Raw genomic sequence first — 21,460 nt, 5'->3', positions numbered from 1 at the left:
AAGGCAAAAAGGAGGAGGAGCCCCCGCATGGACGACAAGCACCGCATCCTGATCGTCGACGACGAGACCGAGGTGCGCGACTGGCTCGGCGCGCTGCTGGAGGACGGCGGCTTCGCCCCGCACGGCGTGGCCGACGGCGCGGCGATGCGCCAGGCCCTGGCCGCACAGCGCTTCGCGCTGGTGATCCTCGACCTCAGGCTCAAGGGCGAGGACGGCCTGATGCTGGCGCGCGAGCTGCGCGGCCAGTCCGCCGTGCCGATCATCATGATGAGCGGCAAGGGCGACGAGACCGACCGCGTGCTGGGGCTGGAACTGGCCGCCGACGACTACCTGACCAAGCCGTTCTCCGGGCGCGAACTGCTGGCGCGCGTGCGCGCCGCGCTGCGCCGCACCACCGAGCTGTCGATCCCGCTGCAGCGCCACCCGGGCGAGGCGCACGAGTGCTACGCCTTCAACGGCTGGCTGCTCGACCTGACCGCGCGCGAGCTGCGCCAGCCGGACGGCACGCCGTGCGCGCTGACGCAGGGCGAGTTCTCGCTCTTGGCCACGCTGGTGCGCCACCCGCAGCGGGTGTGGAGCCGCGAGCAGCTGCTGGAGCAGACACGCGGCCTCGACACCGAGGTGTACGACCGCACCATCGACGTGCTGATCCTGCGCCTCAGGCGCAAGATCGAGCCGAACCCGCGCCACCCCGAACTGATCTGCACCGAGCGCGGCCTGGGCTACCAGTTCCGCGCCGCGGTCAGCCGCCCTTGAGGTCCGCCGTGCCGTCCCCCTCGCGCCTGTTGTGTTCCGCCTGGTCGCAGCCGATCCGCACCCGGCTGCAGGCGGCGTTCGCGGCGATGTTCGTGCTGATGCTGGCGGTGACCCTGGTCGGCGTCAGCGGCATGCGCACCACGCTCGACACCCTCACCGGCTTTCGCGAGGAGGTGATGCCGGAGCTGGCGCGCGTGCTGGAGCTGGCGGAAAAGGTGTCGCAGGTGGCCGCCATCGCCCCCAACCTGGCCGACAATTACGCCCCCGACACCCTGCCCGACGACGTGCAGCGGCTGCAGGCGCTGATGGGCGACATCCAGCGCCTGTCGCTGGCACTGCCGCCGCAGGCCGACCGCCGCCTCGCGGTCAGCAGCATGCTGGACGGCGCCGGACGCGACCTCGAGCAGCTGCTGCTGTTGTCCGGCGACAAGCGCCACCACCAGCAGGCGCTCGACGCCTACCGCCTGCGCCTCGATCACCTGCTCGACCAGCTCGGCCACGGCGGCGTGGTGCGCCGCGCGCCGACCCTGCTGCCGTTGTGGCACACACTGCAGGCGGTGCCGCTGGCGCGCGACCGCGCCGCGCTGGGCGCGCTGGAAGCCGACGCCGAAGCGCTGCTGCTGGCGATGCAGCGGCGCGGCGAGACGCGCTACCTGCCGCCCTGGCTCCACACCGAGCTGGACGTGATCTGCTGCACGCCGCAGAACCTGTTCGAGCAGCGCCGCCAGGTGCTCGCCACCGACGAACGCATAGCGCTGCTGCTGCAGCTCTACCGCAGCAACGCGGTGCAGCTCAGCCAGCGCACCGCCGCCTACGTGCAGGAACTGCGCGCGCTGGCCGACAATCGCAGCCGCCGCGTGCAGGTCACCATCCGCTCCGGCATCAGCGGACTCACCGTGCTGGCGGCGGTCGGCGTGCTGGTGGCGCTGTTGGCGGCGGGCTACGTGCGGCGCGTGGCGCGGCAGATGCAGTCGATCTCGCGCGTGATGAGCCGGCTCGCCGCCGGCGACACCGCCCAGGCCACCCCCGCCACCGAACGCGCCGACGAGATCGGCGAGCTGGCGCGGGCGTTCCAGGTGTTCCGCGACAACCTGCTGGAAAAGCAGCGCCTGGCGCAGGGGCTGGAGGCGCAGCGCCGGCTGCTGCAGACGGTGTTCGCCAGCATGAACGACGGCCTCTCGGTGTACGACGCCGACGGCGCGCTGATGGTGTGGAACCCGCAGTTCCCGGCCCTGCTCGGCATCGACCCGGCGCGGCTCAGCAGCGGCCTGCCCTACCCCGCGCTGCGCACCGCGATGCCCGCCGGCACGCGCTGGCAGGCGGTGGCGGCCGATACCGCGGCGCACACCGCCGACGGCCGCGAGCGCATCGCCAGCGCCGCCGAGCTGCACCTGCCCGGCGGCCGCGTGCTGGAATTCCGCAGCCGCGCCATGCCGGAGGGCGGCTGGGTGGCGGTGTGCCGCGACGTCTCGGCGCGCCGCGTCGCCGAGGCGCAGCTGCAGCAGATGCAGAAGATGGAGGTGCTGGGCCAGCTCACCGGCGGCGTGGCGCACGACTTCAACAACTTCCTGGTGGCGATCCTCGGCAACCTCGAACTGCTGGAGCAGCGCGACGACCTGCCCGACGACGCGCGCCGCCGCCTGGAACGCGCCCACGGCGCCGCCAACAAGGCGGCGGCGCTGACGCGCCGGCTGCTGGCCTTCGCCCGGCGCCAGCCGCTCACGCCGGAGATCGTCGACCTCGACGACATGCTGCAGGAAATGCTCGACCTGATCGAATACAGCGTCGGCGAGGGTATCACCGTGACCGTGCAGGCCGAACCCGGGCTGCGCGTCTGCGTCGACCGCGGCCAGCTGGAAAACGCCGTGCTCAACCTGGCGCTCAACGCGGCGCAGGCGATGCCGGACGGCGGCCGGCTCGACATCACTGCGCGCCGCGACGACGGCGCCACGCCGCTGTCCGGCCCGGCGCTGTGCCTCTCCGTGCGCGACACCGGGCGCGGCATCCCGCCCGAGGTGCTGCCGCACGTGCTGGAACCGTTCTTCACCACCAAGGAACAGGGCAAGGGCAGCGGGCTCGGGCTGTCCATCGTGTACGGCTTCCTGCGCCAGAGCGGCGGCGACGTCGGCATCGACAGCACTCCGGGCCAGGGCACCACGATCTCGCTGTGGCTGCCGCCCGCCGCGCCGCACTGCCCCCTGGAGCGCGGTCCCGCCGCGCTGCCGGCCACGCTGCCGCCACGGAACGTGCTGCTGGTGGACGACGACGCCGACGTGCGCGACACCGCCGTGGCGCTGCTGCAGCAACTGGGCGCCACGGTGCACGCGGTGGCCGGCGAGGCGGCGGCGCTGGACTGGCTCGCCGCCGGCGGCGCGGCCGAGCTGGTGCTGTCGGACGTGATGCTGGGCGAGGGCGGCGACGGCGTGCGCCTCTACCGCCGCCTGCAGCAGGCGCATCCCGGCCTGGCGGTGGTGCTGACCTCCGGCCTGCCGCCGGAATACCACGCCCGGCGCAGCGACTGGCCGGCCGGCGCGCCGTTCCTGGCCAAGCCCTACACCCTGCCGGAACTGGCTCGGCTGTTGGCCCGGGACGCCGGCTAAGCCGCCAAGGTTGGCCGAAGCCGCCCTGTTGCAATTGTTAACGCCGCACCCCGCACCATGAAATTTGCCATTAACGCCAGCGCGGTTAGATGGGTACAGGGCATCGTGAGTCAGCCGCGCCACACCCCGGCACACGACGCGATGTCGACCACAACAAGGAGGAGAGACCCGTCATGAAAATCGCGTTGATGAGCGCCGCCGCCGTGCTGGCGCTGGCCGGCACCGCCGAAGCCGCCACCCTGCGTCTCGAATGCGGCGCGCCGGGACCGGGCCAGAATGTGTGCATGGACTCGGCCAAGGAATGGGCCAAGAAGACCGGCAACGAAGTGCAGTTCGTGGCAACGCCGAACGACTCGAACGAGCAACTGGCGCTGTTGCAGCAACTGCTCGGCAGCGGTTCGGACAAGATCGACGTGCTGCAGATCGACGTGGTCTGGCCCGGCATCCTGGCCAACCAGCTGCTGGACCTGAAGCCCTACAGCAAGGGGGCGGAAAAGCAGCACTTCGCCAGCATCGTCGCCAACAACACCGTGGCGGGCAAGCTGGTCGCCATGCCCTGGTACATCGACACTGGCATGATGTACTACCGCAAGGACCTGCTCGACAAATACCACCTGAAAGCGCCGACCACCTGGGATGAGATGACCGTGGCAGCCAAGAAGATCCAGGACGCGGAGCGCGCCGCCGGCAACGACAAGCTGTGGGGCTACGTCTGGCAAGGGCGTGCCTACGAGGGGCTGACCTGCAATGCGCTCGAGTGGGTGTCGAGCTTCAACGGCGGCACCGTCGTCGACGCCAAGGGCAAAGTGACCATCAGCAACCCGAACGCCGCCAAGGCGCTCGACACCGCCGCCAAGTGGGTGGGCACCATTTCGCCCAAGGCGGTGCTGAATTTTGCCGAAGAAGAGGCACGCGGCGTGTTCCAGTCCGGCAACGCGGTGTTCATGCGCAACTGGCCGTACGCCTGGTCGGTGATGAACCAGGACGGCAGCGCGGTCAAGGGCAAGGTCGGCGTGATGATGCTGCCCAAGGGCGGCAACGCCGGCCGCCATGCCGCCACGCTGGGCGGCTGGCAACTGGCGGTGTCGCGCTACTCGAAGAACCCCAAGCTGGCCGCCGACCTGCTGCTGTACCTGACCAGCGCAGAAGCGCAGAAGTACCGCGCCATCGCGGGCTCGTTCAACCCCACCATTCCGGCCCTGTACAAGGACCCGGACATCATCAAGGCCAGTCCGTTCATGGCCGAGCTCTACCCCACCTTCGCCAGCGCCGTGCCGCGCCCGTCCACCGTGACCACCAGCAAGTACAACCAGGTGAGCAACCAGTTCTGGAACGCCGCCCACGACGTGCTATCGGGCAACGCCAAGTCGGCCGACGCGCTGGCGCAGCTGGACGGCACGCTCAAGCGGCTGGCTCCGGCAGGCTTCGTCGCCGCCAAGTAATTCTCCCCTTCGCCCGCGTCATCGCTCTCCGCACAGCGGGGCGCGGGCCTTTTCTTGTTCCAAAAAGCATGAGGAACGAAAACGCGAAGGCAAGTTGAGCGGGGCCGCAGACAGTACACGCGCTACGGCCAGTGCTCGCTGAGCGAATCTCTGCGTGCAAATCGTTGATTTGCCCAACGATAGATTCGCACGCAGTCCGCACAACGCATGCCGACAACGTTAGCGTTTCTCAGGCGCATTGGAATCACCCTGGAGAGTCTCCCATGACGAGTCAAACCCTGACCTCGGCGGCCCCCGTGCGTGCGCGCTCCGCCGAGTCCTCGCTGCAGCGCTCGCGCCAGCGCACGGCCTGGCTGCTGGTGGCGCCGGCGCTGGTGGTGCTGCTGGCCATCGCCGGCTGGCCGCTGCTGCGCACCATCTGGTTCAGCCTGACCAATGCGCAGCTGGGCGACCTGACGCAGCTGCAGTTCGTCGGGCTGGACAACTATATCGGCGAGAACGGCGTGCTGCGCGATGCCGCGTGGTGGAGCGCGGTGGCCAACACGCTGCGCTTCTCCGTGATATCGGTCACGCTGGAAACCCTGCTCGGGCTGGGCGTGGCGCTGCTGCTCAACACGCCGTCGCGCGTGCGCACCCTGTTGCGCGCCGCCGTACTGGTGCCGTGGGCGATCCCGACCATCGTGTCGGCCAAGATGTGGAGCTGGATGCTCAACGACCAGTACGGCGTGATCAACGTGCTGCTGCAAAGCCTCGGCCTGATCGACCATCCGCTGGCCTTCATCGCCGATCCGGACCTGACGTTTTTCACCATCATCCTGGTCGACGTGTGGAAGACCACGCCCTTCATGGCGCTGCTGATGCTGGCCGCGCTGCAGATGGTGCCCTCCGACTGCTACGAGGCCGCGCGCGTCGACGGCGTGCCGCGGCTGCGCGTGTTCAGCCACATCACGCTGCCCCTGATCCTGCCCGCCGTGCTGGTGGCCATGGTGTTCCGCGCGCTCGATGCGCTGCGCGTGTTCGACCTGATCTACGTGATGACCTCGAACAGCCGCCTGACCAAGAGCATGTCGGTGTACGTGCGCGAACAGCTGGTGGACTTCCAGCAGGTCGGCTTCGGCTCGGCCTCGGCCACCGTGCTGTTCCTGGTGATCGTGCTGTTCACCGCCGGCTACATGGCCTTCACCCGCCGCCGCATGCAAGGAGTATGAGATGAAAAAGCATCCGGTAGAGACCCTGCTGTATTACGTCGCGGTGGCGCTGGTGATGGTGATCAGCCTGTTCCCGTTCTTCTACACCATCAGCTCGTCGCTCAAGCGCGGCAACGAGTTGTTCTCGACCTCGCTGTGGCCGGCGCACCCGTCGTTCAGCAACTACGCCAGCCTGTTCCGGGACCAGCCGTTCGGCGCCTACCTGCTCAACTCGGTGCTGGTATCGGGCGGCGCGGTGCTGCTGTCGCTCGGCGTCTCGGTGCTGGCCGCCTACGCGCTCGGCCGGGTGTCGTTTCGCGGCCGCGGCGTGCTGATGATGACCATCCTCGGCGTGTCGATGTTTCCGCAGGTGGCCATCCTGTCCGGCCTGTTCGAACTGGTGCGCGCGCTCGGCCTGTACGACCGCCTGGGCGCGCTGGTGCTGACCGACCTGATCTTCACGCTGCCGTTCACCATCTGGGTGCTGGTCACCTTCATGCGCGAGCTGCCCAAGGAGCTGGAAGAGGCGGCGCTGATGGACGGGGTCGGCGTGTTCACGCTGATCTTCCGCATCTTCCTGCCGCTGTTGTTGCCGGCCTTGGCGGCCACCTCGCTGCTGGCGTTCATCGGCGCCTGGAACGAGTTCCTGTTCGCGCTCACCTTCACCATCTCGCCCGAGCAGCGCACCGTGCCGGTGGCCATCTCGATGATCTCGGGCGGCAGCAGCTTCGAACTACCGTGGGGCACCATCATGGCCGCCTCGGTGATCGTGACCGTTCCACTGATCCTGCTGGTACTGCTGTGCCAGCGCCAGATCGTCTCCGGCCTCACCGCCGGCGCAGTCAAGGGGTAAGACATCATGCAAAAGCACAATCCGAACTGGTGGCGCGGCGCCGTCATCTATCAGGTTTATCCGCGCAGTTTTCAGGACAGCAACGGCGACGGCATCGGCGATCTGCCAGGCATCACCCGCCGCCTGCCGCACATCGCCGGCCTGGGTGCCGAGGCGATCTGGATCTCGCCGTTCTTCAAGAGCCCGATGGCCGACTTCGGCTACGACGTGGCCGACTACTGCGACGTCGACCCGATGTTCGGCACCCTGGCCGACTTCGACGCGCTGGCGGCCCGTGCCCACGAACTGGGCCTCAAGGTGCTGATCGACCTGGTGCTGAGCCACACCTCGGACCAGCATCCGTGGTTCGTCGAGAGCCGCGCCAACCGCGACAACGCGCGCGCCGACTGGTACGTGTGGGCCGACGCCCAAGCCGATGGCACGCCGCCCAACAACTGGCTGAGCGTATTCGGCGGCTCGTCCTGGCAGTGGGACACCCGGCGCGAGCAGTACTACCTGCACAACTTCCTGGCCAGCCAGCCCGACCTTAACTTCCACAACCCCGCGGTGCAGGACGCGCTGCTCGACGTGGCGCGCTTCTGGCTGGAGCGCGGCGTGGACGGCTTCCGCCTCGACGCGATCAACTTCGGCACCCACGACGCGCAGCTGCGCAACAATCCGCCGCGTCCGGCCGAGATGGACAGCCCGGGCGCGCCGCGCAGCAACCCCTACACCCACCAGCGCCACCTCTACGACAAGACCCAGCCGGAGAACCTGCTGTTCCTGGCGCGGCTGCGCCAGCTGATCGACCAGTACCCGGGCGCGGTTACCGTCGGCGAGATCGGCGACGACCTGCAATACCCGACGCTGGCCGCCTACACCCGGGGCGACGCGCACCTGCACATGGCGTACGTGTTCACGCTGCTCACCGAGCACTGCGCCGCGCCGTACCTGCACGGCGTGCTGGCCGACTACCTGCACGAAGCCGGCGACGCGTACGCCTGCTGGTCGCTCGGCAACCACGACGTGCCGCGCATCGTCAGCCGCTGGCAGGCGCTGGGCGGCAATCCCGAGGCGCGCGCCAGGCTGCTGCTGGCGTTCCTGCTGGCGCTGCCCGGCGCGCTGTGCCTGTACCAGGGCGAGGAACTGGCCCTGACCGAGGCCGAGGTGCCGTTCGAACGGCTGCAGGACCCGTACGGCAAGACCATGTGGCCCGAGTACAAGGGACGCGACGGCTGCCGCACCCCGATGGCGTGGGACGCCAGTGCCAACGGCGGTTTCAGCAACGGCACGCCGTGGCTGCCGGTGTCGCCGCAGCACCTCGAACGCACGGTGGCCCATCAAGAAGCCCGTGCTGACTCGACGCTGGCGTTTTACCGTCATCTGATCGAATGGCGCCGCGCGTATCCGGCGCTGCGGCTTGGCAGCATGACGCTGCTGGCGCCGCACGAACAGGTCCTGGCCTTGGTGCGCGAACTCGACGGCGACCGCATCCAGTGCCTGTTCAACCTGTCCGACCGCCCCGCCACGCTGCCGCTTCCCGGCCACGCCCAGCTGCTCGCTGGCAACGGTTTCGACGCCGACCTCGCGGGCACGGAACTGACCTTGCCGCCGCTTTCCGCCGCCTTCCTCCGTCTCACTGCAGGAGAAGCATGATGTGCCAGATTCGTCTCGATAATGTCCAGAAACGCTTCGGCGACACCCCTATCCTGGCCGACATCCAGCTGACCGTGGAAGCCGGCGAGTTCTGCGTCTTCATCGGCCCCTCCGGCTGCGGCAAGTCCACCCTGCTGCGTCTGATCGCCGGGCTGGAAGACACCAGCGCCGGCAACATCCACATCGACGGCGTGCGCGTCAACGACCTGGCGCCGGCCAAGCGCGATGTCGCCATGGTGTTCCAGAGCTACGCGCTCTACCCGCACATGACGGTGTACGACAACATGGCCTTCGGCCTGCGCCACCTCAAGCTCGGCGAGGCAGAGATCGACCGCCGCGTGCGCGCCGCGGCCGAATCGCTGCACCTGGCCGCGCTGCTCGAGCGCAAGCCGGGCGCGCTGTCCGGCGGCCAGCGCCAGCGCGTGGCGATCGGCCGCGCCATCGTGCGCCAGCCCAAGGTGTTCTTGTTCGACGAGCCGCTCTCCAACCTCGACGCCTCGCTGCGCGTCAAGACACGCGTCGAGATCGCCCGCCTGCACCGCTCCCTGGGCCGCGCCAGCATGATCTACGTCACGCACGACCAGACCGAAGCGATGACGCTGGCCGACAAGATCGTGCTGCTCAAGCCCCTGGCCGGGCAGGACGGCGTGCCCAGCATCGCCCAGGTCGGCCACCCGCTCGAGCTCTACCACCATCCGCGCAACCGCTTCGTCGCCAGCTTCATCGGCTCGCCGTCGATGAACTTCATCGACGCCACGCTGCAACACGCCGGCGCCGATGGTCTCGCCTGCAGCGCCGGCGGCATCACCCTGCCCGCCGCCGCCGACGCCAGCGCGCTCCCGGCCGGCAGCAGCGTGACGCTGGGCATCCGTCCCGAGCACATCAGCGTCGGCCAAGGCCCGCTCAAGGGCCGCGTCATCCACCTCGAACACCTGGGCGAACACAGCTACGCCTACCTCGAGACCCCGCTCGGCGCCACGCCGCTGATCGCCAAGCTGAGCGAGCAGCAGGCCGCCATCGGCGACACGCTGCCGTTCGCGCTGCCGGCACCGCGCCTGCACGTGTTCGACGCCGAGGGCGACGCGCTGCCGCGGCTGAGCCGGCACGACGTGACGCCGGCCGCCCTGGCCACCCACTGAGCGCCGCTAACAGAACCCTCTTGGCGTCGTTGCACCGGGTTTTGTTAGCCACTCTGAATCACCACAAGCAAAAAAACGGCGGCACCCCCTTGCCCATTGCACGGCAAGGAAGGCCGACCGCCGTCTATCACCAGCAGAGAGGGAATGGAGACATGAAACTGAACTACCTGATCGTGGCACTGGCCGGTCTGTCCGCCACCGCGTACGCCGACGTCAGCCTCATTGGCAAAATGGAAGGCGGCCTGCAACGCAAGAGCAACGTCGACGGCACCCATGTGAACGGCGTCAAGGACTTCGGCTCGGAAATCGACTTCGTCGGCAGCGAGGACCTGGGCGACGGCATGAAGGCGATCTGGCAGATGAACAACAACGTGCACCTGGACGGCGGCCAGTCCGGCGACACCTTCGCCTCCGGCGATACCTTCGTCGGCCTCTCCGGCGCGTTCGGCGCGGTCAAGCTCGGCCACGGCGTCAACGCCTACGGCGACAACTACTACGGCGCCAACTTCTACGACGTCGGCGACCACGGCGCGGACCGCGGCATCGGCGGCGTGCTGGGGCTGGGCGACGCCGGCGGCCAGAAGGGCGCGATCAAGTACGAAACGCCGAAGTTCGGCCACTTCAACGCCGCCGCCAGCTGGGCGGCCGGCGAAAAAGGCAACGGCAGCGCGGCCGGCAACGCCTGGGCGCTCGGGGGCAACTACGAAGGCGCCAACTACGGCCTGCACGCCGGCTACAGCCGCCAGGACCTGGTCAATGGCGCGGCCGGGGCCTACAGCGCCGTCGGCCACGCCACCGACTGGGTGATGTCCGGCAAGCTGACCCCGTTCTACGGGCTGACCATGGGCCTGGAGTACAACCACGCCACGCTGTCGGCCACCGCCGGCGCCCTGGCCGGCTCCTCCCTGGTGGTGCCGGCCGATCCAGCGGCCATGAAGAGCGTGGCGCTGCACGCCGAGTACAAGCCGGACCGGTTTGCGCTGCGCCTCTCGGTCACCCACACCGACAATTACAAGTACGTTTCCGACCAGAAGCGCAACGAGTTCGTACTGGGCACCAGCTACAACCTGTCCAAGCGCACCGCGCTGCTCGCCGAGTACCTGCACAGCAAGGTCAGTACCGACGAGCGCGCCAGCAGCGAACTGGTGATCGGGCTGCACACCGAGTTCTGAGTTCCGAGCACGCGCTCACCTCGGCCGCCGGCTCCTGCGGCCTCCTTCCCGGCCGCCCTCTGCGGCCGTTTTCCCCTCTCCGCGGCACCCGCCTGCTGGCGCGACAGCATGAGAGGTCTCCTTCACAATCTCTCCCTGATTTGGCAGAAAATCGGGTCAATAATGAGAATGGCTCTCGGGGCACCGGATGGTCTACGCCGCCCGCCGCTCGTGGCGTCACGGCGTGTCTTGCGCCCGATGGCCGTCACAACAACAAGGAGTCCGATCATGATCAGGTATGTATCCGCCGCCCTCGTCTCCGCCGCCCTGCTCGCCGGGCCGGCACTGGCCGCCAGCCCGGCCCAGCCGCAGCAAGAACAGGGCAAGCCCGCCACCAGCCTGCAACAGGCTACCGAGATCTACATTTCGACCAAGCTGGATTGCGACAACATGAGTCAATACCGCAAGGACCTGTGCCTGCGCGATGCCGAGGAAAAATACCAGCAAGCCAAACAGGCCGGCTAAACGCCGCTTGCCCGTGACGAGCGCCGTGGCGCTGCGCCGGCGTCCTGCGCCGATGGAATAGCTGCCCGCACGGCGCCCGGCCATCCCCCGCAACTCCACGCCCCGCCTCAAGCCAGGCCTTGCTCCGTTCAGGCCGGTGCGTGGCGGCAGGCCGGCGACTGACCGAGCGGCACGTTGAGCCCGGTGAGCCGGGTCAGCGTCGGCGCCAGCACCTTCATGATCTGCACCGGCAGGCCGCTGGTGAAGCCGTACTTGGCGGCTTCCGGTCCCTCCACGTAGGCGGTCAGGGTGCCGAAGTAGCGGTCGCCGATGAAGAACACGAAGGTGCCCGAGCGGCTCACCACGCGTGACGACAACAGCACCCCGCCCCTGCCGAAGGTGTCGAAGCGGTGGTCGCCGGTCCCGGTCTTGCCGCCCACCGGCAGCGGCGTGCCGTCCTGGGCGGTGAAGGCGCCCTTGAGCCGGGCGGCGGTGCCCTGCTCGACCACCTCGGTCAGCGCCTCGCGCGCCACCTGCGCCACTTCCACCGGCAGCAGCCGTTCGCCCTGGCTGCGCCGGTACGCCAGCGCCACTTCGTACGGGGTGTCGGCGGCGAAGTGCAGGCGGTCGATCAGGATGCTGGGCTGGCGGACGCCATCGTTCACCAGCACCCCCATCAGTTCGGCCAGCGCCGCCGGCCGGTCGGCCGACGCGCCGAGCGTGGTGGCGTAGGACGGCACCAGCGAATCGAACGGATAGCCCAGCCGTTTCCAGCCCTTGTGGATCTCGCGGAAGGCGTCTTCTTCCAGCAGCTGGCGGATACGCCGGTCCTGCCCGACCTTGTTGTGCGACTTGAACAGCCAGCCGTACACCTCCTGGCGCTGCTCGCGGCTCGCCGCGAGCGCCTGCGACAGCGTGGCCTTGGGTTCGCGCGCCAGGTAGCCCAGCAGCCACAGTTCCAGCGGGTGCACCCGGGCCAGGTAGCCGCGGTCGTTGAGGTTGAAGCGATCGATCGCGTAGTTGGCGTAGAGCTTGGCGATGTCCTTGTCGTCCAGCGACGAGTTGGGCAGGTGCGTCGTCAGGAAGCGGCGGAAGGCGTCCACCCCGGCCTCGGGATGCAGCGAGCGGTAGATCACCGCCAGCCGCACCGGGCTCGGCCGGATGCCCTGCACCAGCAGCTCCTCGGCCTCGGCCGGGCTCTTGCCGTGGTATTTCTGCCAGAAGCCGTGCAGGTACACCTTTCCCTCGCGGTCGGCGAAGCGCTGCAGGTAAACCATGCGGCGCGGGTCGTTGGGATCGGACAGCAGCATGGTGCTGGAGCCCGGCACCTGGTACATGTAATGGCGCACCACGTCGCGCATCAGGCGCACGAACACCAGGTTGACCGAATTGCGCAGGCCCTCGCGCACCGTGAGGATGCGGTAGTTGTCGAGCGGGTTGAAGTTGACGAAGGTGTGAATACCGCCGCCGGTGAAGAACGCCTCGCCAGGGTTGGCCGAATACTTGCGCTCCATCGCCCCTTCCAGCATCGCCTTGAGGCTGCGGTCCTGCGCCGTTTTCAGGTAGTCGACCGCCCAGCGCGTGATGAAGTCGAGCTCCGCCACCGGGACTTTCTTCAACTCCTCCGGGCTCATCCCGACGTAACGCTGGTGCAGCCCGGCGACGATTTCCAGGTAGCTCACCAGGGTGCGCAGCTTGGCGGTGGAGCCCAGGTCGAGCTTGGTGCCGCGGTTGATGTCGAAAGGCTGGTCGTAGTTGTCGGTCTGCACCCGCACCAGGTTGACCCCCGGCGTGCGCTCGAACAGCGTGAAGCTGTAGATGACCTTGGCCGGGTCGCCGGTATCGAGCAAGCGCGGCGCAATCAGGCCGGCGTCGCGCGCCTTGTCCGGGTCGCGCAGGCCGTACAGCGTGGTGCTCGCCACCTGCTGCAGCGGCTGATCCAGCGTGCTCTGGGCGCTCAGGTCGAGGTGGTCCAGATCGTACAGGCGCGGCAAGCCGAGCAGGCCGGCGATGCGGGTGCGCGTGGCGTTGGCGGCCTTGCGCTCGAGGAACGACACCGGCGGCGCGCTGATCGCCCCCGCGCGCAGCGCGAGCGGCTGGGCCAGCGCCGCGTCGCGCCAGGCCGGCGCGATCACGCCGGCCGAGGCGAGCAGGCGCAGGTAGCTGTCGGTGAGCTCCTCCAAGGGCTGCGGCGAACCGCTCAGGTAATACGACGGGCGACGCTGCGCGATCATCAGGCTCAGCGCCTGCTTGTAGGCCAGCGCGCGCTCGGCCAGCGGCGCCGTGGTGTCGCCGGCCAGCAGCCGGTTGACGTCGGCCATGTCGCGGCCGTACCAAGCCCACAGCCCGTCGCCCAGGCCGTTGACCGCGCCGTAGCCGCTCTTGGCACTGAGCGGCACGGTATTGACGTAGTTCAGCGCGATCTGGCGGCGCTCGGCCGTGGTGTCCTCGCCGTTGCGGTAGGCGCGCACCGAGGCCGAAGCCATCTGCCGCAGCTTGTCCTTGGGACTGCCGGTACGCCCGCCCTCGGAATGGCGGTACTTCTCGATCTGGGTGGCGAGCGTGCTGCCGCCGGAGGTATCGACGTCGGACATGAAGACGCTCTGCACCCGCTCGATCACCGCCTTGGAGAAGCGTCCCCAGTCCACCGCCGGGTTGCGCGTCGGGTTGCGGTCGTCGAGCAGCTCGCGGTTCTCGATGAACAGCAGCGACTGCATCAGGATCGGCGGAATGGACTCGAAGCTGTGGTAGGTGCGTTCCGGGTAGCGCGCCGCAAACAGCGGCTCGCCGCTGCAGTCGGACACGTTGAGGCCGGCTTGCATCTTCTCGCGGTAGCTCGGGTACAGCCCGAAGTCGATCAGCTCGCGCTGGCTGAGCGACATGCGCGCCTGCTGCTCCACGACATAGCCCTGGCCTTGCAGCCGCTGCAGGAAGCCTGGCAGCGCGGTATAGCCCAGCAGCTGGTCGTACGGCCCGGTCTTGGGATAGCGCAGCTCGCGCGCGGGCGCCGCTCCGGGCTGGAGCTTGAAGGTGAGGCGATGGTTCAGTTCGCTCAGGAAGCGCGCCTGCCAACGCGAACTGGTGACTTCCTCGGAGATCAGGTAGGCGGCGACGGCGATCAACGCCAGCACCACCAAGGCCACGATCACCCAGGGACGACGGATGACGGCTCTTACCCCGCGCAGCGCAGGATTCATGCCATTCGACATAAGCTCCCCCTTTCCTGCCTCTGAATCCTTTTCTTTCATAGTAGGCTACTCCCTGCGCAGATTTCTCCAGACACGATCGTCCCGCTCCGCTTATCTACACTATTCGCCTCTTTGCGCCCAAAGGCCACCCCGACACGCAGCAGAGGCGGGAGAAGATGGGAAAAGTGCTATAAATCAGGTGCAAACAGGTGAAAATCGATTCGCAGCAGCAGGGGTGTCGCCACCAGGATGACGCGCACGTCCCCAGGGGGGCAAAGGAACGGACCATGGCCAGGAAATTCATAGACTGCCGGGAGCATCCGGGTACCCCGCAATGCACCGTGTCGATCGCCGCGGACAGCGAGGACGAGCTGTTGAGCGCCGCAGTGCAGCACGCGGTCGCGGTGCACGGTTACCAGGATAGCCCGCAGCTGCGCGAGCAATTGCGCCAGATGTTCAAGGAAGAACACGTCGAGGTGTCACACTGAAACGCCGCCCGGACACTAGGCAACGACAACGGCTCCCGCGGGAGCCGTTGTCGTTGGTGCAGCCGGCCGGGCCGGCCGTCGGGAGTGGCGCCCATGTCTAACCTAGCGGACTGCCGGCTTGGTTGCTGTCAGCCATAACCGAACCGGCACCACTCCTATCCTGATGGCGCGAGCCGCCAAGGTTTCAGGCCGCCGCCGGTTTGATCGATGAGACATTGGTGGCCTGTTCACCGTAGCCCGAGACAAGCGCAGACCCGGTTAAGAAACGCCCAAGGTCATCATCTGGCTTCCCCCAAGGTGGCAAAGGGCCGGGACGACGGGTTCACCACAGCCCGGGGGCGCTGTCCATTCAGGCCGGCAATCAAATTATCGACCGCCATCTCGGCCATGGCGAAGCGGGTTTCGTGCGTGGCCGAGCCGATGTGCGGCAGCGCCACCACATTCGGCAACTGCAGCAAGGGCGAATCGGCCGGCAGCGGTTCGCGCTCGAACACGTCGAGGCCGGCGCCGTGGATGGCGCCGCTCTTGAGCGCCTGGATCAGCGCGGCCTCGTCCACGATGGGCCCGCGCGAGCCGTTGATGAAGATGGTTTCCGGACGCATGCGGGCGAAGGCATCGGCGTCGATCAGCTTGTCCGTTTCCGCCGTCAGCGGCAGCACCACGCACACGAAGTCGGCGCTGGCATAAAGCTCGTTCAGCCCGACGCGGCGCGCGCCGTAGGCCGCTTCCGCCTCCGGCACGGCATGGCGGCTGTAATAGAGCACGTTCATGCCGAAGCCCAGGTTAGCGCGCCGCGCCACCGCCTGGCCGATGCGGCCGAGGCCGATCAGGCCGAGCGTCTTGTGGTGCACGTCCACGCCGAAATGCGCCGGGCCGATGCTACGCTGCCAGTGGCCGGCCTTGACGAATTCGGCCAGTTCCACCACGCGCCGCGCCGTCGCCAGGATCAGCGCGAACAGGGTGTCGGCGGTGGTCTCGGTCAGCACGTCCGGCGTGTTGGCGAGCAGGATGCCGCGCCGGGTCAGGTAGTCGACGTCGAAGGTGTCGTAGCCGACCGAAATGGTCGAGATCACCTCGAGCTCGCGTGCCGGGTCGAGCAGCGCCGCGTCGATCCTGACGCTGGAGCCGATCAGCCCGTGCGCCCCGGCGACCGCCTCGGCAAAGGCGGCGCGGTTGCTATCGTTGACGCCGTCGAAGCCGATCACCTCGAACTGTTCGGCCAACCGCGCCAGCAGCGCCGGCGGCAGTTTCTTGTAGGCGACTACACGTTTTTTCATGGCAAGCATTCCGTCTCAGGGGTTGGCATGGCGGGCGGCCACCACGATGTCCGGCTGCGCCTCGGGGCGCACCAGCAGGGTGACCAGCGCGGACACGAACAGCGAGCCCGCCATGAAGATGTAGGAAGCGTCCGGGCTGCCGGTGGCGCTGTTCAGGTAGCCCACCAGGTAGGAGCCGAGGAAGCCGCCGAGTGCGCCGGTGCTGTTGATCAGCGCCATGGCGCCGCCGGCCACGTTCTTCGGCAGCATTTCCGGCACGATGGCGAAGAACGGGCCGTAGGGAGCGTACATTGCCGCACCCGCCACGGTCAGCAGCGCGTAGGCGAGCCACAGGTGGCTGCTGCCGGCCAGGTAGGAGCCAAGGAAGGCGAGCGCGCCGATCAGCAGCGGCGGCCACACGAACAGCTTGCGGTTGCGCAGCTTGTCGGAGAAGTGCGAGACCGCCAGCATGGCCAGCACCGCGGCAAGATACGGCAGCGCCGACAGCCAGCCGGTGGCCACCATGTCGAGCTTGGACGCTTCGCGCAGGATCGACGGCAGCCACAGCACGAAGCCGTACACGCCGATGCTCCAGCAGAAATACTGCAGACACAGCAGGATCACCTTGGGCTGGCGGAACGCCTCGCGGTAGTTCTTCACCGCCTTGAGCCCGACCTGCTCCTGCGCCAGCGCGGCGGCGAGCGCGGTTTTCTCTTGCTCGTCGAGCCAGCTGGCATCAGCGGGACGTTCCTTTGCCGTCAGCGCCCATACCACGGCCCAGAGTACCGCCGGCAGCCCTTCGATGATGAACATCAGGCGCCAGCCGAACGCCTGCACCAGGTAGCCGGACAGGATCGACATCCACAGCACGGTCACCGGGTTGCCGAGGATCAGCACCGTGTTGGCGCGCGAGCGCTCGCCGCGGGTAAACCAGTTGCTGAGGTAAATCAGCATGGCTGGCATCACCGCCGCCTCGACCGCGCCGAGCAGGAAGCGGATCGCCAATAGCCAGTAAGCGTTGTGCACCATGCCGGTGAGCGTGGCGCAGCCGCCCCACAGGATCAGGCTCCAGAAGATCAGTTTCTTGACGTTGCGCTGCTGCGCGTAATACGCCGCCGGTATCTGGAAGAAAAAGTAGCCGAGAAAGAACAGCGCCCCGATCAGCGAGGCCATGCTCTTGCTGATGCTGAGGTCGGTCGACATGTGCGCGGCGGCGGCGAAGCCGTAGTTGGCGCGGTCGAGGTAGGCCAGGCTGTAGGTGATGAACACCATGGGCAGAACGAATAGCCAGCGGCGGCTGGTGGCGGTACGCGACTCCATGTTTGTCTCCTTTATATGATTTATGTAGTGCTACATGACGGCTCGAGCCGTTTTTCTTGTGTGTTGAAATCGTGTCTGGGTCAGGCGGGGCTGGCCGCCTCGAGCTCGGCGCGTGTAGGCAAACCCTCCATGTCGCCGACCGATTGGATCGCGAAGGCGCCGACCCGATTGCCGCGTGCCACTGCCGCGGCGAGCGGCAGGCCTTCGAGCAGCGCGCTCACCACGCCGGCGGCAAAGCCGTCGCCGGCGCCGACCGTGTCGATCACCTCGTCCACCGGAACAGCGGCGACGTAGCCCTGCTCGGAGGCGCTGCGGTAGTAGGCGCCCTCGGCACCGAGCTTGATCACCACCAGGCGCGCGCCCTGTGCGAGGTAGAAGGCGGCGATGTCCTCCGGGGTGCGGCAGCCGGTGAGCAGGCGTCCTTCGGCGATACCGGGCAGCACCCAGTCGGCCTTGGCCGCCAGCGCGTTGATGCGGCGGATCATCTCGGCTTCGGATGGCCACAGGCTCGGGCGCAGGTTGGGGTCGAACGAGATGGTCTTGCCGGCGCCACGCATGAAATCGAGCGCGTGCAGGGCGAATTGCCAGGTGTCGTCGGACAGCGCCGGCGCCACGCCGGTGCAGTGGAAATGGCGTGCGGCGGAGAAATAGGCCGGGTCGAAGTCGGCACGCGACAGCCGGCTGGCAGCCGAGCCCTTGCGGAAATATTCGACGACGGGGTCGGAACCGTCGACGGCGCGTGACTTGAGCTGAAAGCCGGTCGGGTAGCGCGAGTCGGTGGCGACGCAGCGGCAGTCGACCCCCTCCGCGGCCAGCGTGGCGCGCACGAAGCGGCCGAACGCATCCTGGCCGAGCCGGCTCACCCAGCCCACCCGGTAGCCGAGGCGCGCCATGCCGACGCAGAAGTTGGTCTCCGCCCCGGCCAGGCGGCGGCTGAAGTGTGCCACCGCGGCCAGGTCGCCCGGCTCGTCGGCCACGAACATCGCCATCGCCTCGCCGAAGGTGACCACGTCGAGCGTGTCGACCGCGTCTGGCGCTTGGGGCTCGGCGAGCAGCGCGACATAGCGCGCGGTGAGCGCGGCCAGGTCGCCGCCGCTGAGCGGAAATTCGATCGCGCGCGGGATGTCGGCGCGAAAGTGCGCAAACAACCGGCGCCAGCCGGCATCGCTCTCGGATAGCGGCACCGCGTGCAGCTTGCCGCCACGTGCTTCAACACCCTTGCCGTGGAGATAATCGACGTAAGGGGCGAGCGCCACGGCCGCCACCAGCGGGTCGGTGCCGGTCCAGTGCCAGTTGCCGATATCGAAGGTCATGCCGACCGGCACACCCTCGGCACGGCAGGCGGTAAAGAAGGCCACGAGCGGTGCCAGCGTGCCGCCGTAGGGGGTCTGGTCGTTTTCCACCAGCAGGCGGACCGGGCTGCCGGCCAGGCGCTGCGCGAGCGGGGCGAGATCGGAGCCGGCGCCGTAGTAGCCGAGCGGCAGCTTGAGCGTGCTGGCACCGAGTTCGACGGCTTCGGCGAGTGCCAGATCCAGGCGGGCCAGATCGAGCTGGCCGTCCGTGCCGAACAGCTCCAGCGGCGCGGAGTAGACCACGTCCAGATGCGAGTGGGCGAGCGCGTCGGCAAGCGGGCCGAGTTCCGGCGGGGTAGTGGGGAAGAGCTCGCGCCGGATCTCGATGCCGGCGGCGCCGGCCACAGCGGCGAGCGCGATGAAATGCTGTTGGCCGTGCGTCTGCACCAGGCTTGCGCCGTAGGCGGACGTCACCACGTTGACTGCGTGCATATTGGTTTTCCTCTTGCGCATTCGGCTGTCTCTGACTGATTTATGGAACCGGTTCCATAAACAGCGAAAAAACATGGCGCGCCGAGGCGAGCCATCGTTCCTGTCATTTTGTTACGGCGAATATAGCACCAGCCTTCGGCAAAACAACAAGAATTTTATCGCCGGGATAAAAATGACTGTGACAGTGTTGCGCGTGATACACGTCCTTTGCATCACAAAATGGACTCGGTTCCATGGCGATGGATGGCGACGCTGCCGGGGCTGGGGTCATCGACAAGGACGGGAGAGACGGCGCGGAATGCGCGCCGGGTCAGGCGGTGGTCGAGCCGCGCTCGATCAGCGTGCCAGGCAGCAGCAGTTCGTGGTGGTCGTGGCCGGGGGTGGCGATGCGTTGGAGCAGGCGGGTGGCGGCCTGAAAGCCGATCTCGTCGGTCGGTTGTGCCAGCGTGCTGATACCGGGCTCGACCAGCTTGGACCAAGAGAGCTCGTCAAAGCCGAGCAGGCCCACCTGCTGCGGCACCGTGAGGCCGAGCCGGCGCAGTGCCAGCACCAGTTGCAGCGTGACGACGCCGCTGGCGGCCAGCAGGGCCTTGCGCTGGGTGCCCGCGCGCGACATGAAGGCGGCCAGCGCATGGTCGAGCGCCGCGTCGTCTTCCAATGCGGCCAGTTCGAGCGTTTCGCCGCGGCAGTCCGGCCGCGCCGCCAGCGTCTCCAGAAAGGCGGTATGACGCTCCTCGCGCGAGCTGACCGCGCGGATCGGCTGCGTCACGTACAGGATGTCGGTAAAGCCGCGCTCGATCAGATGCACGGTGGCGACGCGGCAGGCCTGGCGGTTGTCGAGGCCGACAAGGTCCACCTCGATGCCCGACACGCGCCGGTCCACCAGCACCACCGGCAGGTTCGATTCCAGCAGGTCGTACATGAAGCGGCTCGGGCGCCCCTGCGAGTGCACGATCAGCCCTTCGACGTCGTACGAGCGCAGCATGGTGAGCGCCTGCTTCTCGCGCGCTTCGTCGTTGCCGGTGTTGCACAGCATCAGCGTGTAGCCATGCTGCTGGCACACCGCTTCGGCGCCGTGCAGGATGGCCACCGAATAGGGGTTCATCACGTCGGCCACCACCAGGCCGATCAGACGTGTGCGCCCCCCCTTGAGCCCGCGTGCCATCTGGCTCGGGCGGTAGCCGAGGCGCGCGATCGAGGCCTCGATGCGCTGGCGGATGTCGTCCGACAGGACCTTGAACTCGCCGGACAGATAGCGGGACACACTGGTCTTGGAGACTCCGGCGTCGCGCGCCACGTCCATGATGGTGGCGCGGGAGTCGCGCAGGGATCCATTGCGATGATGCTTGTCGGCGCTTTTCATTCGGTGGTTTGGTGGGATCTGGAAGGCTTTTAGAAAAGGGATTCGGGAAGCAAAAATCACAAATAATTTTAAGATAGCCTTCGCCAACCCGGCAAGCGCCGTGGTCGGTTATGAAAACATCTTGCATTTGCCCCTCATCGCGCTGCAACGATGGTGATGATTGGCCAAATCAGGTTTGGAGGAAAGGCAAAATGGCGGAATAGAGTTTCTTCAATTGCGTCCCCTCCGTGTGTTTTCTCGATGGATTGGGGGCGGCCCAGATAATCCCGTACAGGTCTCAAAAGATTGGGTTTCACCTGCCAACGATTCATTAGGGTGTATGCGTGGTAGCGGATTTGTATCCTGATTTAACCTTTTTGTGGTGCACAACATACGCCGTCGCTGGCTCAATGATGAGCAGTGAGCCGGCATTGCCGACATATCGCGCGGCCGGGCGGCTGATAACCACCCTGTCACTCACCCAAGCCATGTGCCATCGCTGGCATTTCTGATGGAAATTGCACGCCGCTCACCCTGCAGCCAGAACGAGGCTTGCTGGTGCGGATTGATTCGACGGCCCAAATAATCCGGATAGCTCTTGACCGTGCGGTTTTCCGTATTCTCGAAGAATCGAAGTTTTTAATCCCAACTCGTCAGAAAAAACGTCTTTAGCAAGCGTAGGAACGATAGGCCTTCAATTCTATCAGGAACCGGTCGCTGCTTACGGCAAATCAGGTACGCGCGGCAGAACGGTTTTGAAGGGATATTGGCTTGTGCAACGTTTATTATTCCTTCTGCTTTCACACCCACCTTGA

The 21,460-nt window shown here is 67.3% G+C and carries 15 protein-coding genes; 10 read left to right on the top strand and 5 right to left on the bottom strand.

The window, feature by feature from the left end; translation table 11 throughout:
* Positions 1-27: 27 nt before the first annotated feature.
* The 9 genes from NH8B_RS19900 (at position 28) to NH8B_RS19860 (ending at position 11,288) form a co-directional block, all read left to right on the top strand.
* Entirely contained in the window at positions 28-756 is a 729-nt protein-coding gene (locus tag NH8B_RS19900; RefSeq protein WP_008955471.1) for a response regulator, read from the top strand.
* An 8-nt stretch (positions 757-764) separates the two neighbouring features.
* Positions 765-3,356: a hybrid sensor histidine kinase/response regulator gene (locus NH8B_RS19895; protein WP_041703185.1), complete on the top strand. Its 2,592-nt coding sequence runs from the start codon at positions 765-767 to the stop codon at positions 3,354-3,356.
* Between the two features lie 173 nt (positions 3,357-3,529).
* Complete coding sequence (locus NH8B_RS19890) at positions 3,530-4,798, top strand: ABC transporter substrate-binding protein (protein WP_014088838.1); 1,269 nt, start codon at positions 3,530-3,532, stop codon at positions 4,796-4,798.
* A 263-nt stretch (positions 4,799-5,061) separates the two neighbouring features.
* Entirely contained in the window at positions 5,062-6,006 is a 945-nt protein-coding gene (locus tag NH8B_RS19885) for a carbohydrate ABC transporter permease (protein WP_014088837.1), read from the top strand.
* Position 6,007: 1 nt separating this feature from the next.
* Entirely contained in the window at positions 6,008-6,838 is an 831-nt protein-coding gene (locus NH8B_RS19880) for a carbohydrate ABC transporter permease (RefSeq protein ID WP_008955467.1), read from the top strand.
* Between the two features lie 6 nt (positions 6,839-6,844).
* Complete coding sequence (locus NH8B_RS19875) at positions 6,845-8,473, top strand: alpha-glucosidase family protein (RefSeq protein WP_014088836.1); 1,629 nt, start codon at positions 6,845-6,847, stop codon at positions 8,471-8,473.
* Positions 8,473-9,612: an ABC transporter ATP-binding protein gene (locus NH8B_RS19870; RefSeq protein WP_014088835.1), complete on the top strand. Its 1,140-nt coding sequence runs from the start codon at positions 8,473-8,475 to the stop codon at positions 9,610-9,612. The genes NH8B_RS19875 and NH8B_RS19870 overlap by 1 nt, the downstream gene beginning before the upstream one ends.
* 152 nt (positions 9,613-9,764) lie before the next feature.
* Positions 9,765-10,784: a porin gene (locus NH8B_RS19865; protein ID WP_014088834.1), complete on the top strand. Its 1,020-nt coding sequence runs from the start codon at positions 9,765-9,767 to the stop codon at positions 10,782-10,784.
* 267 nt (positions 10,785-11,051) lie between these two features.
* Positions 11,052-11,288 carry a hypothetical protein gene (locus tag NH8B_RS19860; RefSeq protein WP_008955462.1) on the top strand — a complete coding sequence of 79 codons (237 nt, stop codon included), beginning with the start codon at positions 11,052-11,054 and terminating at the stop codon, positions 11,286-11,288.
* 128 nt (positions 11,289-11,416) lie between these two features.
* Here NH8B_RS19860 and NH8B_RS19855 read toward each other — a convergent pair whose 3' ends face one another.
* Positions 11,417-14,476: a transglycosylase domain-containing protein gene (locus tag NH8B_RS19855; RefSeq protein ID WP_232503506.1), complete on the bottom strand. Its 3,060-nt coding sequence runs from the start codon at positions 14,474-14,476 to the stop codon at positions 11,417-11,419.
* 266 nt (positions 14,477-14,742) lie between these two features.
* On the opposite strand from NH8B_RS19855, the gene NH8B_RS19850 reads away from it, so the two are divergent.
* Entirely contained in the window at positions 14,743-14,943 is a 201-nt protein-coding gene (locus NH8B_RS19850) for a DUF1059 domain-containing protein (RefSeq protein ID WP_014088831.1), read from the top strand.
* A gap of 278 nt (positions 14,944-15,221) precedes the next feature.
* Here NH8B_RS19850 and NH8B_RS19845 read toward each other — a convergent pair whose 3' ends face one another.
* The 4 genes from NH8B_RS19845 to NH8B_RS19830 form a co-directional block, all read right to left on the bottom strand.
* Positions 15,222-16,220: a 2-hydroxyacid dehydrogenase gene (locus tag NH8B_RS19845; RefSeq protein WP_014088830.1), complete on the bottom strand. Its 999-nt coding sequence runs from the start codon at positions 16,218-16,220 to the stop codon at positions 15,222-15,224.
* Positions 16,221-16,235: 15 nt separating this feature from the next.
* The gene (locus tag NH8B_RS19840) at positions 16,236-17,519 is read right to left on the bottom strand and encodes an MFS transporter (RefSeq protein ID WP_014088829.1); all 1,284 of its coding nucleotides are present in this window, start codon (positions 17,517-17,519) and stop codon (positions 16,236-16,238) included.
* An 80-nt stretch (positions 17,520-17,599) separates the two neighbouring features.
* Entirely contained in the window at positions 17,600-19,303 is a 1,704-nt protein-coding gene (locus NH8B_RS19835; protein WP_014088828.1) for a PfkB family carbohydrate kinase, read from the bottom strand.
* Between the two features lie 310 nt (positions 19,304-19,613).
* Positions 19,614-20,666, bottom strand: a complete 1,053-nt coding sequence (locus tag NH8B_RS19830) for a LacI family DNA-binding transcriptional regulator (protein WP_014088827.1) — start codon at positions 20,664-20,666, stop codon at positions 19,614-19,616.
* Positions 20,667-21,460 lie beyond the last annotated feature (794 nt).

The organism is Pseudogulbenkiania sp. NH8B, from assembly GCF_000283535.1.
GTDB classification, from domain to species: domain Bacteria; phylum Pseudomonadota; class Gammaproteobacteria; order Burkholderiales; family Chromobacteriaceae; genus Pseudogulbenkiania; species Pseudogulbenkiania ferrooxidans.
This window is presented reverse-complemented; position numbering and strand designations above follow the sequence as displayed.

Excerpts from the sequence above, each read along its gene's own strand:
- NH8B_RS19900 (WP_008955471.1), top strand. The coding sequence starts at position 28 with ATGGACGACAAGCACCGCATCCTGATCGTCGACGACGAGACCGAGGTG.
- NH8B_RS19890 (WP_014088838.1), top strand. The coding sequence starts at position 3,530 with ATGAAAATCGCGTTGATGAGCGCCGCCGCCGTGCTGGCGCTGGCCGGC.
- NH8B_RS19885 (WP_014088837.1), top strand. The coding sequence starts at position 5,062 with ATGACGAGTCAAACCCTGACCTCGGCGGCCCCCGTGCGTGCGCGCTCC.
- NH8B_RS19880 (WP_008955467.1), top strand. The coding sequence starts at position 6,008 with ATGAAAAAGCATCCGGTAGAGACCCTGCTGTATTACGTCGCGGTGGCG.
- NH8B_RS19875 (WP_014088836.1), top strand. The coding sequence starts at position 6,845 with ATGCAAAAGCACAATCCGAACTGGTGGCGCGGCGCCGTCATCTATCAG.
- NH8B_RS19870 (WP_014088835.1), top strand. The coding sequence starts at position 8,473 with ATGTGCCAGATTCGTCTCGATAATGTCCAGAAACGCTTCGGCGACACC.
- NH8B_RS19865 (WP_014088834.1), top strand. The coding sequence starts at position 9,765 with ATGAAACTGAACTACCTGATCGTGGCACTGGCCGGTCTGTCCGCCACC.
- NH8B_RS19860 (WP_008955462.1), top strand. The coding sequence starts at position 11,052 with ATGATCAGGTATGTATCCGCCGCCCTCGTCTCCGCCGCCCTGCTCGCC.
- NH8B_RS19855 (WP_232503506.1), bottom strand. The coding sequence starts at position 14,476 with ATGTCGAATGGCATGAATCCTGCGCTGCGCGGGGTAAGAGCCGTCATC.
- NH8B_RS19850 (WP_014088831.1), top strand. The coding sequence starts at position 14,743 with ATGGCCAGGAAATTCATAGACTGCCGGGAGCATCCGGGTACCCCGCAA.
- NH8B_RS19845 (WP_014088830.1), bottom strand. The coding sequence starts at position 16,220 with ATGAAAAAACGTGTAGTCGCCTACAAGAAACTGCCGCCGGCGCTGCTG.
- NH8B_RS19840 (WP_014088829.1), bottom strand. The coding sequence starts at position 17,519 with ATGGAGTCGCGTACCGCCACCAGCCGCCGCTGGCTATTCGTTCTGCCC.
- NH8B_RS19835 (WP_014088828.1), bottom strand. The coding sequence starts at position 19,303 with ATGCACGCAGTCAACGTGGTGACGTCCGCCTACGGCGCAAGCCTGGTG.
- NH8B_RS19830 (WP_014088827.1), bottom strand. The coding sequence starts at position 20,666 with ATGAAAAGCGCCGACAAGCATCATCGCAATGGATCCCTGCGCGACTCC.